The following is a 12,990-nucleotide window of genomic DNA, read 5'->3' as shown; positions in this document are numbered from 1 at the left end:
CGCCAAAGGCACAGCAGAGCAACACGGCAAGAATGTAGCCGCAAAATCAGGATTAAATCGAGCCATTCTCGACCAATCGTGGTTTGAATTTCGCCGTCAGTTGGACTACAAAACCCAATGGCAAGGCGGATTTTTGGTTGCCGTTCCGCCGCAAAACAGCAGTCGGACTTGCCCTTGTTGTGGTCATATCTCAAAAGAAAATCGCCAAACGCAAGCACATTTTGAATGCGTAGAGTGTGGCTACACAGAAAATGCGGACGTGGTTGGTGCGATGAATGTTTTAGCGCGTGGGCGAGCAATCGTTCAGGCATAATGAAAAGCAGGCGAGGACATCGCCGTCGCGCTTGTGAAGTGAACCTCGTTAGAGGTCAGCAGCAAGAACCCACCGAGAGTAGCCCACGCAAGGCGTGGGAGCTGGTAGGAATCCCCGTCCTTTAGGGCGGGGAGGATGTCAAATTTGATATGACTTTGAATATTTTTTCAGCATTTTTTAATCCCTCAATAAAAAATATTTTCTTTTTAATTTTAAAAAGATAAATAAAAACTAATCCCCATAAATCGCACGATAAAGCTGTGATTCAAAACGGACTAGCGGTGCACGTTTGGTTTTATCTTCCAAATCACCGGTGGAGTAGCCGTTGATAAATTGAACGAATGCGACTTTTTCACCACGGGCGTTGTTGAGGAAACCAGCGAGGTTGTAAACTCCCTTCAGTGAACCAGTTTTAGCAATGACATTTTTTACTAATGGTGAACTGATCAATGAACCTCTGCCACTGATAGTGCCGTCAACGCCGGCGATTGGGAAAGTCTGCATTAATTTGAGCGTGTTGTCGTTGCGAGCAATGTATTCCAATGCCTGTAACATTGTATTAGCGCTGATCAGATTTTGGCGTGAAAGCCCTGAGCCGTCAGCGATGACACTGTTGCCGAAGCGGATATTGGTGTTTTTCTCTAAAATGCTTCTCACTGCCATACCGCCTAACTGGAAGGTCGCCGGGCGTTTATAGTAGTAATAAGCGATGGTTCTGAATAACGCATCCGCAATTTGGTTGTCGGAATGTTTCATCATTTTTTTCAATAGTTCCGGCAAGGCTTTAGATTGATGAGTGGCTAAAACCGTGCCTTGTTGCGGTTGGAACGGCAGTTGGACGCGGCCACTGAATGCAACGCCGAGATTTTTCAACATTCTTTGCAAAATCGCTACCGCATAGCTGTCGGTATCCTGCACGGCAAAACTTAAGCCGAATTTTTTCGGTTGACGGCGAATACATCCTTTGAGCTGATAGCGATTATTGTCGTTGCTGACCACATCAAATTGGCAATAACCGGCTTCATTATCGCTGACGATATAAACTTGGCTGAACATCTGAATCGGATATTGTGAAGGCACATCAATGCGAACCAAACTGCCGACCGAACCACTGGCATCAATGTTGACCGAAAAGCAGTTGCCATCAATATTTACCGCTGCCGGCGGCGCATTGAAACACATTGTTAAATCGTTCCAAATCCAGCCTAAGCCACGATCGTGTGAAGCGAAAATGGAGGTGTCCAAAATTAAATCACCATCAATTTGGCGAACGCCCTGTTTTTTTAAGGTGGCGAGTAGGCTGTACAGCTGACCACTGGTTAAATCCGGATCACCGCTGAATTTGACAATTAAATCGCCTTTTAAATGCCCATTCTCAATTTTGCCGTTGGTTAATAAACTGGTTTGAAATTGGAATTGATCGGTTAGCAACAGTTTTGCTGCAATGGCGGTAAACACTTTTTGCGTACTTGCCGGCAACATAAACATATCACTTTGATAATCGGCAACGGCTTGGTTGGTAGCAAGATCTTTGGCAGCGATCGTCACATTTGCGCCTTTTGGCAGTTCACGCACTAATTGGGCGACATCAACTGTAGCAATTGCAGATTGACTGAATATTGCACAACTCAATGCCGGAAAAAGATATTTTAAAGATTTACGGATATATGTACTGATTGAAGTAGAGGAGATCATAACAACGAGTTTTTAATATTGATATTTTTTGCAATGCGGTAAATAATAATAGCTCTCGTTGATTTCGTAAATCACAATTTATTATTTTTGCCACATAAGTACAATGTTTATTGCTTATGTGGTTTTGTTTTGACTGTTAATTAATACGTTAAAAGGGATCAAAATAATGCAACAAATTCCGATGACAGTACGCGGTGCTAATCTTTTACGTGAAGAACTTGATTATTTAAAGAATGTGCGTCGCCCAGAGATTATTAAAGCAATTGCCGAAGCCCGTGAACACGGCGATTTAAAGGAAAATGCAGAATATCACGCTGCCCGTGAGCAACAGGGATTTTGTGAAGGACGTATTCAAGAGATTGAAGGAAAATTGTCGAATGCGCAAATTATTGATGTAACAAAAATTGTGAATAACGGACGCGTGATTTTTGGTGCAACAGTGGTGTTAGTGAATGTGGAAACCGATGACGAAGTAACTTATCAAATCGTTGGTGATGATGAAGCTGATATTAAGCAAGGGCTGATTTCTGTCAATTCACCGATTGCACGTGGTTTAATCGGTAAAGAAGTAGATGATAATGTCACGATTACAACCCCTGGCGGTAAAGTTGAATTTGATATTATCAGTGTAGAATATCGTTAATACCTTCTTAGCTTTAGGATTGCCCGTTTTCATTTGAAGCGGGCGTATTTTTGGATAAAACTCATCAAACTGATTCTCATTAATCCAATCTGTATAACCAATAACCCTCTTATTGATGTTGATTGCTGATCAGTGAACGCATTCGTGATAAAAATTTTGTAAATTCTGTGATAAGATAGCGACCGAATTTTAACTAGAACGATGATATAGATAAGAAAATGGATAGATTGTGGGTAAAAAATTATCCGGCTGAATCAAGAATGGATCCGAATACGTTGGCATTATCTTCTTTAGTAGAAATGTTGGAAAAAGCAGTAAGAGAACATCCGGACAGACCGGCTTATGTCAATATGGGGCAAGTTTTAACTTATCGTAAATTAGAAGAGCGTAGCCGAGCATTTGCAGCTTATTTACAGAATGAGTTGAAGTTGGAGCGAGGTGATCGCGTTGCATTGATGATGCCGAATTTGTTGCAATATCCAATTGCACTGTTTGGTATTTTGCGAGCTGGTATGGTGGTGGTGAATGTTAATCCGCTTTATACTCCGAGAGAATTAGAACATCAGCTCAAAGATAGCGGTGCAGCGGCGATTGTGGTGGTTTCCAACTTTGCTTCAACCTTAGAAAAAGTGGTGTTCAATACTGATGTTAAGCACGTGATTTTAACCAGAATGGGCGATCAGCTTTCATTCGGGAAGCGCACTTTAGTTAATTTCGTTGTGAAATATATCAAAAAATTGGTGCCGAAGTATAAGTTACCGCACGCTGTCACTTTCCGCGAAGTGTTAAGAGTCGGCAAATATCGTCAATATATTCGTCCGGAAATTGGTAAAAAAGATCTTGCATTTCTGCAATATACAGGCGGTACAACCGGTGTGGCGAAAGGGGCAATGCTCACACACGGCAATATGGTTTATAACATTGCGCAGGCGAAATGGTTGGCAGAACCTTTTGTGAAAGCCGGCAATAATCGTTATGCCACCATTATTTTGCCGATGTATCACGTTTTCTCTCTAACTGTGAACGCATTATTGTTTATTGATTTCGGGCTGACCGGTATTTTAATTACCAATCCTCGCGATTTGCCTAATTTAATCAAAGAGTTAAAACGTTATCGCCCGATTGCAATTACCGGCGTCAACACCTTGTTTAACTCGTTGTTGCAGCAGGAAGAGCTGAAAAATGTCGATTTTTCACAATTAAGATTGACCGTTGGTGGTGGCGTATCGGTGCAAAAAGCGATTGCGCAGCGTTGGTATGATTTAACCGGTTGTCATATTTTGGAAGGTTATGGAATGACCGAATGTTCACCGCTGATCGCCTGTAATCCGGCGAATTTTGCCGGACACGCCGGTAAGATCGGGGTGCCGGTGCCGGATACCGATATTAAAATTATGGATGATAACGGCAATGAACTTGGGCTCAATCAGCCGGGTGAGCTTTGGGTGAAAGGTGCACAAGTGATGCAAGGTTATTGGAACAAACCGGAAGAAACCGCAGCGGTGTTAAAAGATGGTTGGATGGCGACCGGCGATATTGTTGAAATGGATGATGACTACCAGTTGCGGATTGTCGATCGTAAGAAAGATATGATCATTGTTTCCGGTTTTAATGTTTATCCGAACGAAGTCGAAGATGTGATTATGTTGAACCCGAAAGTGGCAGAAGCCGCGGTTATCGGCGTTCCGCATCCGGTTTCTGGGGAGATTATTAAAGCCTTTGTCGTGAAAAAAGATGAAAGTTTAACTCGCGAAGAGTTGCGGAAACACTGCCGCAGCGGTTTAACCGGTTATAAAATTCCACGAGAAATTGAGTTTCGTGACGAATTGCCGAAAAGCAATGTCGGCAAAATTTTGCGTCGTGTGGTGCGTGATGAAGAGTTGGCTAAACGCGAAAAAGCGGCAGCCCAAAGTTAGTTTGCATTGTCATCGCAGCAGCAAATGCTGAAGATGACAATCAAAGCGTTACTTATTAAGACAGTTTTCGCAAATAGTAATACAAAAGGCATAAGGTTTATGCCTTTCTTTTTGAAAGATAAACAGCAGTATGATTTCTTATCAAATTATTCAACAAGATGCACAATTAAAGCAGTTATGCGAACAGGCTCGGCATTATTTGGTGGTGGCATTGGATACGGAATTTGAGCGTGTGCGCAGTTATTATGCCAAACTGGGCTTGATTCAGCTCTATTTTGGCGCAGATGTTGCTTTGATTGATCCTCTCACCATCACCGATTGGCAGCCTTTTATTGCGCTGCTTGCCGATGCCAACGTGTTGAAGATTCTGCACTCCAGCGGTGAAGATATTGAAATTTTTCATCAACAATTTCAGCAAATTCCAACGCCGATGTTGGATACGCAAATTATGGCGAATTTTTTAGGTTTCCCACAATCAGCCGGTTTTGCGCTATTGGCGCAACATTATTTACAGGTCGAGTTAGATAAAAAAGCGTCAAGAACAGATTGGTTGAAGCGCCCATTGAGTGAAAGACAGCTTAATTATGCAGCGGCGGATGTCTATTATTTGTTGCCGATTTACCAAAAAATGGCGGCGGCAATGGCAAGTTCAGAGTGGAAAACAGCGATTCAACAGGAGTGTGAGCTGTTTGCACAAAAACGTTGTCGTCAAACTTCACCGGAAAAGGCTTATTTGGATATTGGTAATGCTTGGCGTTTAAATCGAAAAGCATTGAATAATTTGAAATTTTTGGCGAAATGGCGTTTTCAGGAGGGCATAAAACGCAATATTGCGTTGAATTTTATTGTCAGTAGTGAAGGCTTGGTTCAAATGGCAATTCACGAGCCTGTTCATACCGCACAGTTATTGGATTTGGGTTTGCATCCGATGGAGATCAAAAGATATGGCAAAAAACTGCTGTTGCTGTTGGAACAGGCAAAACGTGTGCCACCGGAGCAATACCCTGATTTAATTGAAAATATTTCGGAACGTCCACATTACAAGAAATATTTAAATCTACTGCATAAAGAGTTAAAAGCAATGCTACAAAATAAAGTACCGTTACAACTTGTGGCAAGCAAAAAAGCACTGCACCAATTTCTAAAATGGTATTGGGTGGGGCAATCCAAGCAAAAATTACCGGATTTGCTGTGCGGTTGGCGTGCGGTTTATGGCGAAAAATTATTGCATAGCCTTAAAGCAGCGATGGAAAGTGAGAACTGAACCGGATTTTTTCTAAAAAAGCATATCTTTTTTTGTAAAAAATATAATGAAAGAGAAAAAAAGTTATTTTTAGATTATTTTATTTGCATAATTTATATTTTCCGCTATCTTAAAGCTGGGCGGAGATCAAAGATCTCTTAATTTTCAACACAACAGATAGAAAATTATAAATTATGGTTACTTCATCTCGTTTTACAGCGTTACTGTTTCAAGGCTCGTTAGTTAAAAGGATTGCCATCGGTCTTGTATTAGGGATATTTTTAGCACTGATTTCTCCTTATTTAGAACCAATGTTGGGCACAAATTTGGCAGAAAATGTTAGCATTCTTGGTCAAATTTTTGTCCGTTCGTTGCGTTCGATTGCTCCGATTTTGATTTTTGTATTGGTTATTGCAGCCATTGCCAACCGTAAAGTCGGTGAGAAAAGCAACTTAAAAAGCATTATCTATTTATATTTATTAGGCACGTTTCTATCCGCATTGGTGGCGGTGGTTGCCAGTTTCTTGTTCCCGACCGAATTAGCGTTGGGGGATGCGGAAAAATCTATCGCACCGCCGGAAAGCGTGACTCAAGTGTTGAGCACTTTAATTTTTAACGTGGTGGACAATCCGTTCAATGCGCTTTTCAACGCTAACTTTATTGGTATTTTGGCGTGGGCGATCGGTCTTGGCGTTGCATTACGCCACGCTTCTGACACTACCAAAAATTTACTGTTGGATATTTCCGAAGCCGTTTCTATGGTGGTAAAAGTGGTGATTGCATTTGCACCAATCGGGGTGTTCGGTTTAGTAGCAAGCACTTTGGCAGACAAAGGTTTATCGGCATTGGGCGGTTATATCCAAGTGTTGGCGGTATTAATCGGTTCAATGTTATTTGTTGCTTTCGTCATCAATCCGATTTTGGTGTTCTGGAAAACCAGAGAAAACCCATATCCATTAGTTTGGACCTGTATCCGTGTCAGCGGTTTAACCGCTTTCTTCACCCGTAGTTCTGCGGCGAATATTCCGGTTAATATGGAATTGGCACAACGTTTGGGCTTAAAAGAAGAAACCTATTCCGTTTCCATTCCATTAGGCGCAAGCATTAATATGGGCGGTGCTGCCATTACTATTACTATCTTAACTTTAGCGGCAGTACATACTTTAGGCATTGAAGTAACCTTACCGACCGCATTGTTATTAAGTCTGGTTGCCAGTATCTGTGCTTGCGGTGCGTCCGGTGTTGCCGGCGGTTCATTGTTACTCATTCCTTTAGCGTGTAGCCTCTTCGGCATTTCAAACGACATTGCGGCGCAAGTTATAGGGGTTGGTTTTATTATTGGTGTGTTACAAGATTCAACCGAAACCGCACTAAACTCTTCTACAGACGTAATCTTCACAGCGGCGGCTTGTAAAGAGGAAGAGCGCAAAAGCAAAGCTTAATTGTTGATAATTATTTTGTGAGGAATAAATGGAGTGGAATAAATTTCACTCCATTTTTCTTTTGGTATAGTAAACAAGGCATAGTGAACAAAAGTGCTGGCGTTATCAGATTATCCGCTTTAAGTGTTTTTCTCTATTATTTAAAAAGTTGTGCGTGAGATCCGACACGATAAAGTTTAATCACGCCATTTTTCATATCTCGTTGATAAATTAAAAGTAGATCAGGTCGTCCGTGGCATTCTAAATAACCGACATAATTATCGATTAAAGCGTGTTCTTTGTATTTTGGCGGTAATGGTTCTCCGGAAACAAGTAATGAAATCACTTCTGTAATAATTGCTTTCGCATTAGCATCTTTGTTATAACGTTTGGCATCTTTTTTGAATTTACTGGAAACCTCAAGCGTGAACATATTACCAACCTAAGTCTGCTTTTAGCTCTTCCACACTATTGTAATGGGATACGCCAATGCCATTTTCCAATTCATAAATGGCTTGTAATGTTTCACTGTTTGGTTCTACCAATCCTTCAGGGAGAGTGCCTTTTGCGGCGAGTTGAGTCAAAAGCATTCTGATAATAGTTGATAAGTCTAAACCCAGTTGTTTTGCATTAGCTGATGCAAGTTCTTTGATATGTTGATCGATGCGGACGGTTAAATTACTGTTCATTAAAAGCTCCTTAAGAAGTTGTTAGTGCAATATTGTAATTACAATACTGCACGAACGCAACTTTTAAACTCAATATAACAAAAAGCCCGAACTTTCGATCGGGCAATATTAGATAAGTTAAATAACAATAAAAAGTAGATTGCTATTTGAGTGGTTAAAAATTAACGAGTGGAAAGCTGGAAAATCATCGCTTCCGCTTGACAACAGAAATTAAACTCTGCTTTTAATTGATAACCGCCGTCAACTTGAGAAATTTCATTTGTGATTTTGCAAGGTTCGCTTTCGGCTGCTTTTGCTTTTTCAGTTAAATAGTCAAGTGCTTGCTGTGCTTGTTCTTCAGAGGCATAAACTTGAGCAAAATCAACGCTGCAGTCTTCATTATCGATCACTGTGCCGACATCAACGCAACAACAAACTTTTGCTTCTTCAGGTTTACATTTCATTTGACTCATAAATAACTCCAATTCAAAAAAAGTGATAAAAAAACAAATTTATTTTAACACGATGTTGCAAGAAAACCGTTGAGAGTTTATTTAATTTGATCTATATCAAGCTGATTTCAAGGTTGACTGGTCTAATCACTTCGCTTTAAATCCTTATTGTGTTGAGTTATGGTGTGATATTGCATAAGATTCAAGCTCTTAAATTGGCACTAGTTATCAATAAATAATAAGGAAACTAATTAATGCGTTTACTTTCAAAAACTTTACTTGCAAGTTTGGTTGCAGTTGCATCTCAAGGATCGTTTGCTTCTGCTTTCCAATTACATGAAACCTCAACTTCCGGTTTAGGCCGTGCTTATGCGGGGGATGCGGCAGTGGCGGAAAATGCTTCTGTAGTGGCAATCAACCCAGCATTAATGACTTTCTTTAAACAGCCTGAAATTTCCATTGGTGGTATTTATGTTCGTCCGAATATTGATTTAAAGGGAAAAACATATGTAGGTCCTGCGTTAGGTGGGCTTGTTCCAGCTTCTCAAGAAGTAGATGCCGGGCATAATGATATTGCTGCGAAGGCTCTTCTGCCTTATTTGTATACGGTTTATCCAATTAATGATCGTTTTGCAGTGGGTGGTGGTATTAATGTTAATTATGGATTAGCAACAGAATTTAATTCCGGATACAACGCTGGTTATTTTGGTGGTAAAACAGATTTAACAGCCTTGAATTTCAACTTAAGCGGTGCATATCGAGTTACCAATAAATTAAGCTTAGGTGCTGGTGTTAATGCGGTATATGCAGATGCAACCATTGAACGTAATTTAGGAGCTGCTAGCCAATATTTTAAGTCGGTTCCTGGTTCAGATACTGTAGCTGCTAAATTAAAAGGCGATAAGTGGGGATATGGTTGGAATGTAGGTCTAGTTTATGAATTTAATGAAAATAACCGTATCGGTTTAGCATATCATTCTCACGTTGATATTAAGTTTGATGGTGATTTTAGCTCTGATATTCCTAACAATCCTAAAATTGGTGGTGGTAAATTGACGCTTCCATTACCGGCATATTGGGAAATTGCTGGATATCATAAAGTGTTACCTAAATTTGCAGTAACTTATAGTATTAAACGGACTGAGTGGAGTAGATTTACTGAGTTGAGAGCATATAGAGAAGATTTAGAGTTATTCAAAAAAGCAGAAAACTTTAGTGATACCACTCGTATTGCATTAGGTTTCATTTATGATGTTAATGATGCTTTAACTTTACGTACCGGTATTGCACACGATGAAACAGCGGTAAGTAAAGGTTATCACTCAATGTCTATCCCTGATACAGATCGTACTTGGTATACTATCGGCGCTACTTATCGTTTTACACCTAATTTATCCCTTGATGCAGGATTTGCATATATTAAGGGTAGAAATCTAAGTTTTAGTGAAACAGATATGATTTTAGATACATCATTAAATGGTTTAAATGTTAAAGTTCCTGCAACAGCCAATATTAGTTCTAAATCAAGTGCTACTTTATATGGCTTAGGATTAAACTACCGTTTCTAAATTTTCAATAAATTTCAAAGCAAAGGCTGACATTGTTCAGCCTTTTTTGTTATATATAGCTAAAAAATGATAAGGATTACGAATGACCTCTTTTTTTAGTGAAAATTTAAAACGATTAAGTCAAATTGAGCAAAGACGAGCATTTCCACAAATTGAACATCAAGGTAAGTGGATTGTGCGACAAGGGGATAAGTTATTAAATCTTTCTTCTAATGACTATTTAGGTATTGCGGCAGAACCACAAATTTTAACGCAATTTTTGGCGGGAATCTCACAACAGTTATTGCCGTTAACCAGTTCTTCCTCAAGATTATTAACTGGAAATTTCCCGATTTATGAAGACTTGGAACAATGCATTGCACAAGATTATCAACGCCAAGCCTGTCTATTATTTAATAGCGGTTACCACGCCAATATCGGTATTTTGCCAGCAGTAACTGATCGACATACATTGATCGTGGCGGATAAATTTGTTCACGCCAGTATTATTGATGGTATTCGTCTGGCTGAATGCAAATGGATGCGTTATCGTCATAATGATTACCAACATTTGTCGAATATTTTGCAAAAAGTGGCGGCAGATTATCAACGTATTATTATTGTGACAGAAAGTGTGTTCAGTATGGATGGCGATGTTGCTGATTTATCGGCATTAACAGCGCTGAAACAGCAATATGATAATGTTTTATTGTATGTTGATGAAGCTCACGCTGTTGGAGTTTTCGGTGAAAAGGGGCTTGGTATTGCTGAACAGCAGGGGTACATCAATCAGATTGATTTTTTAGTCGGCACGTTTGGCAAGGCACTCGCTTCAACAGGAGCATTTGTTGTATGTGAGCAAGAGGTAAAAGATTATTTGATTAACACGATGCGACCGCTGATTTTTTCCACCGCTTTGCCTCCATTTAATGTAGCTTGGAGCTATTTTGTTTGGCAAAAACTTGCTAGTTTTCACGACCGTCGCCAACATTTAGTTAAAATAAGTCAACAGTTACGAAATTTTATTCAAGATGAGTTGAACTTGCCGATGCCGAGCGAAACGAATGTTGTGCCTTATATTGTTGGTGAAAATCAGCGAGCATTAGAGATTGCTCATCGTTTACAGCAATATCATTTTTATGCATTGCCTATTCGTCCACCGACAGTACCAAAAGGAACGGCGCGCATTCGTTTTTCATTAACAGCTGCAATTAATGAAGAGGAAATTGTTGAATTAATGAAAACATTGAAAGAATTACAATAAGGATTTTAGATGAAAACAGAGTTTATTGAACAACAAGGTTCGAATTTAATTCTCTATTTTGCAGGTTGGGGAACGCCACCTAGTGCGGTAGCGCATCTACAAATACCACAAAATTTTGATTTATTGATCTGTTACGACTATCAGGATTTACAGTTGCAATTTGATTTTTCCGCTTATAACGACATCTATTTAGTAGCGTGGTCAATGGGTGTTTGGGTGGCAGAACAAGTATTGCAGAATGTCGCCATTCATAAAGCGGTTGCTATTAATGGCACATCTAAACCGAATGATGATCTATTTGGTATTCCGACGGATATCTTTCAGGGAACATTAGATAATTTAAATACTACTACAAGAAATAAATTTGAACGTAGAATGTGTCAAAGTCGAGAGCTGTTGGCTCAATATCAACAATTGCCGGATTATCGCTCATTAGAAAATATACAACGAGAGTTGTCATTTCTTGCTCAACAAATCAAGCAGCGACCAGCGGTAACATTTCAGTGGCATCAGGCGTGGATTGCAACACAGGATTATATTTTCCCAGTGATTAATCAACAAACTTATTGGCAACCTCGTTGTGTAATTAAAAGAATTGAAGCCGGACATTATGCTTTTCCTTATTTTCAGCAATGGCAACAATTATGGCACTGATTGATAAAGAACAGGTAGCAAAGCGTTTTCAAACGGCACAATTCAGTTATGCGCAACAGGCGATAGCCCAGCAGAAAATTAATCAACGTTTGATTGAGTTATTGCAGACGAGCGGACGACATCAGTTTGAGCGTGTGTTGGAGATCGGCTGTGGCACAGGAGATTTAACCGAACGATTAATAAAAGCAGTCAAAATAACCGAATTGGCGCTGAACGATCTTTATTTTAGCGATAATGTGCGACAAGGCTTACAGCAAAATCGGTATGCTAATGTCGAACAGGTGCGTTTTATCGGCGGTGATATTGAGCAGTTAACGTTAACGCAACCGTATGATCTGATTATTTCCGCTTCAACAGTGCAGTGGTTACATCATAAAGCCGCTTTTTTAGCGAAATGTGCGCAGCATCTTAATGTTAATGGGATGCTGTTATTTAACACTTTTGCGCCAAATAACTTAATGGAAATCAGCACATTAACCGGAGTCGGTTTATCCTATCCGACAGCGGCCGAGTGGCAACAGTGGCTGAAACCTTACTTTGCATTGGAGCATTTATCCACAGAAACCATCCGCTTACGATTTGACTCGCCACTGACGGTGTTACGTCATTTAAAAGCAACCGGCGTAACTGCAGTTGAGAAAACGATGTGGACGAAAGGAAAACTGCAACAATTTTGCCAAGCATATCAGCAGCGGTACGCGTTGGCGGATGGCTCTGTTTATTTGAGTTATGTGCCGATGTATTTTGTTGTGGGGAAATCTTTAGGGTAGGTTTGCTGTTTGATTGATTTGGTATTGTGCCACTTATCTGGTTAATTTTTATGGCAAGTTTGGGTTTCGCCTAAAGGCGACCTACTTTCTTACTTGTGTAAGAATGTAGTGGTACACTAATTTTGCAGTCCTCAATAGGTGGTAAACTATCACAAAAAGAGGATATTAAGATGAGAAGAACATTTAGCCCGGACTACAAAGTTGCCGCGGTAAAATTAGTCACCGAGCAAGGTTATTCTGTTGCCCAAGCCTGTTCGGAATTAGGGATAGGCGAAACGGCATTACGTCGTTGGATAAAACAAGTCCAAGCAGAAAAACAAGGCTATGTATTGCCCGGAACGAAGCCCTTATCACCGGAACAGCAACGGATACGAGAGCTTGAACAACGCATTAAAATTCTCGAA

General features: G+C 40.1%; 14 protein-coding genes. 10 read left to right on the top strand and 4 right to left on the bottom strand.

Features of this window, described 5'->3' with window-relative positions; all coding sequences use genetic code 11:
* Window positions 1–313, top strand: a 313-nt coding sequence (locus A3EO_RS0110245; protein ID WP_018347074.1) for an RNA-guided endonuclease InsQ/TnpB family protein, incomplete at its 5' end; no start/stop codon positions are given.
* A gap of 231 nt (window positions 314–544) precedes the next feature.
* Here A3EO_RS0110245 and dacB read toward each other — a convergent pair.
* Entirely contained in the window at window positions 545–2,008 is a 1,464-nt protein-coding gene (dacB, locus tag A3EO_RS0110240; protein ID WP_018347073.1) for a serine-type D-Ala-D-Ala carboxypeptidase, read from the bottom strand.
* Window positions 2,009–2,174: 166 nt separating this feature from the next.
* Between dacB and greA the strand changes: the two genes are divergently transcribed.
* The 4 genes from greA to sstT all read left to right on the top strand — a co-directional run bounded on the left by greA (window position 2,175) and on the right by sstT (window position 7,252).
* On the top strand, window positions 2,175–2,651 hold the full coding sequence (gene greA / locus A3EO_RS0110235) for a transcription elongation factor GreA (protein ID WP_018347072.1): 477 nt from the start codon (window positions 2,175–2,177) through the stop codon (window positions 2,649–2,651).
* 218 nt (window positions 2,652–2,869) lie between these two features.
* Complete coding sequence (gene fadD, locus A3EO_RS0110230; protein ID WP_018347071.1) at window positions 2,870–4,567, top strand: long-chain-fatty-acid--CoA ligase FadD; 1,698 nt, start codon at window positions 2,870–2,872, stop codon at window positions 4,565–4,567.
* A 130-nt stretch (window positions 4,568–4,697) separates the two neighbouring features.
* Window positions 4,698–5,831, top strand: coding sequence for a ribonuclease D (gene rnd, locus A3EO_RS0110225; protein ID WP_018347070.1), 1,134 nt, complete (start codon window positions 4,698–4,700; stop codon window positions 5,829–5,831).
* A 173-nt stretch (window positions 5,832–6,004) separates the two neighbouring features.
* On the top strand, window positions 6,005–7,252 hold the full coding sequence (gene sstT / locus A3EO_RS0110220) for a serine/threonine transporter SstT (protein WP_018347069.1): 1,248 nt from the start codon (window positions 6,005–6,007) through the stop codon (window positions 7,250–7,252).
* Window positions 7,253–7,388: 136 nt separating this feature from the next.
* On the opposite strand, the gene A3EO_RS0110215 is transcribed toward sstT, so the two are convergent.
* The 3 genes from A3EO_RS0110215 to A3EO_RS0110205 all read right to left on the bottom strand — a co-directional run bounded on the left by A3EO_RS0110215 (window position 7,389) and on the right by A3EO_RS0110205 (window position 8,372).
* A complete protein-coding gene (locus A3EO_RS0110215; protein ID WP_018347068.1) occupies window positions 7,389–7,664 on the bottom strand; it encodes a type II toxin-antitoxin system RelE/ParE family toxin in 276 nt (91 codons plus the stop codon).
* 1 nt (window position 7,665) lies between these two features.
* Entirely contained in the window at window positions 7,666–7,920 is a 255-nt protein-coding gene (locus tag A3EO_RS0110210) for a type II toxin-antitoxin system RelB/DinJ family antitoxin (protein ID WP_018347067.1), read from the bottom strand.
* 161 nt (window positions 7,921–8,081) lie between these two features.
* Complete coding sequence (locus tag A3EO_RS0110205) at window positions 8,082–8,372, bottom strand: YfcZ/YiiS family protein (protein ID WP_018347066.1); 291 nt, start codon at window positions 8,370–8,372, stop codon at window positions 8,082–8,084.
* 233 nt (window positions 8,373–8,605) lie between these two features.
* Between A3EO_RS0110205 and A3EO_RS0110200 the strand changes: the two genes are divergently transcribed.
* The 5 genes from A3EO_RS0110200 to A3EO_RS0110180 all read left to right on the top strand — a co-directional run.
* The gene (locus A3EO_RS0110200; RefSeq protein ID WP_018347065.1) at window positions 8,606–9,919 is read left to right on the top strand and encodes a porin; all 1,314 of its coding nucleotides are present in this window, start codon (window positions 8,606–8,608) and stop codon (window positions 9,917–9,919) included.
* Window positions 9,920–10,001: 82 nt separating this feature from the next.
* On the top strand, window positions 10,002–11,162 hold the full coding sequence (locus tag A3EO_RS0110195) for an aminotransferase class I/II-fold pyridoxal phosphate-dependent enzyme (protein ID WP_018347064.1): 1,161 nt from the start codon (window positions 10,002–10,004) through the stop codon (window positions 11,160–11,162).
* Between the two features lie 9 nt (window positions 11,163–11,171).
* Window positions 11,172–11,816, top strand: a complete 645-nt coding sequence (locus tag A3EO_RS0110190) for a DUF452 family protein (protein WP_018347063.1) — start codon at window positions 11,172–11,174, stop codon at window positions 11,814–11,816.
* Window positions 11,807–12,586, top strand: coding sequence for a malonyl-ACP O-methyltransferase BioC (bioC, locus tag A3EO_RS0110185; RefSeq protein ID WP_018347062.1), 780 nt, complete (start codon window positions 11,807–11,809; stop codon window positions 12,584–12,586). Before A3EO_RS0110190 ends, bioC begins: the two co-directional genes overlap by 10 nt.
* 170 nt (window positions 12,587–12,756) lie before the next feature.
* The coding region (locus A3EO_RS0110180) for an IS3 family transposase (RefSeq protein WP_018346485.1) at window positions 12,757–12,990 on the top strand (234 nt) is incomplete at its 3' end.

This window comes from Gallibacterium anatis DSM 16844 = F 149 (assembly GCF_000379785.1).
GTDB classification, from domain to species: domain Bacteria; phylum Pseudomonadota; class Gammaproteobacteria; order Enterobacterales; family Pasteurellaceae; genus Gallibacterium; species Gallibacterium anatis.
Note: the sequence above shows the minus strand (reverse complement) of the source record. Positions and strands in the feature narration are given on the sequence as shown.

Bases quoted from the DNA above. Each gene is read 5' to 3' on its own strand.
- fadD (WP_018347071.1), top strand. From the start codon at position 2,870: ATGGATAGATTGTGGGTAAAAAATTATCCGGCTGAATCAAGAATGGAT.
- A3EO_RS0110205 (WP_018347066.1), bottom strand. From the start codon at position 8,372: ATGAGTCAAATGAAATGTAAACCTGAAGAAGCAAAAGTTTGTTGTTGC.
- A3EO_RS0110215 (WP_018347068.1), bottom strand. From the start codon at position 7,664: ATGTTCACGCTTGAGGTTTCCAGTAAATTCAAAAAAGATGCCAAACGT.
- sstT (WP_018347069.1), top strand. From the start codon at position 6,005: ATGGTTACTTCATCTCGTTTTACAGCGTTACTGTTTCAAGGCTCGTTA.
- rnd (WP_018347070.1), top strand. From the start codon at position 4,698: ATGATTTCTTATCAAATTATTCAACAAGATGCACAATTAAAGCAGTTA.
- dacB (WP_018347073.1), bottom strand. From the start codon at position 2,008: ATGATCTCCTCTACTTCAATCAGTACATATATCCGTAAATCTTTAAAA.
- A3EO_RS0110195 (WP_018347064.1), top strand. From the start codon at position 10,002: ATGACCTCTTTTTTTAGTGAAAATTTAAAACGATTAAGTCAAATTGAG.
- greA (WP_018347072.1), top strand. From the start codon at position 2,175: ATGCAACAAATTCCGATGACAGTACGCGGTGCTAATCTTTTACGTGAA.
- bioC (WP_018347062.1), top strand. From the start codon at position 11,807: ATGGCACTGATTGATAAAGAACAGGTAGCAAAGCGTTTTCAAACGGCA.
- A3EO_RS0110200 (WP_018347065.1), top strand. From the start codon at position 8,606: ATGCGTTTACTTTCAAAAACTTTACTTGCAAGTTTGGTTGCAGTTGCA.
- A3EO_RS0110210 (WP_018347067.1), bottom strand. From the start codon at position 7,920: ATGAACAGTAATTTAACCGTCCGCATCGATCAACATATCAAAGAACTT.
- A3EO_RS0110190 (WP_018347063.1), top strand. From the start codon at position 11,172: ATGAAAACAGAGTTTATTGAACAACAAGGTTCGAATTTAATTCTCTAT.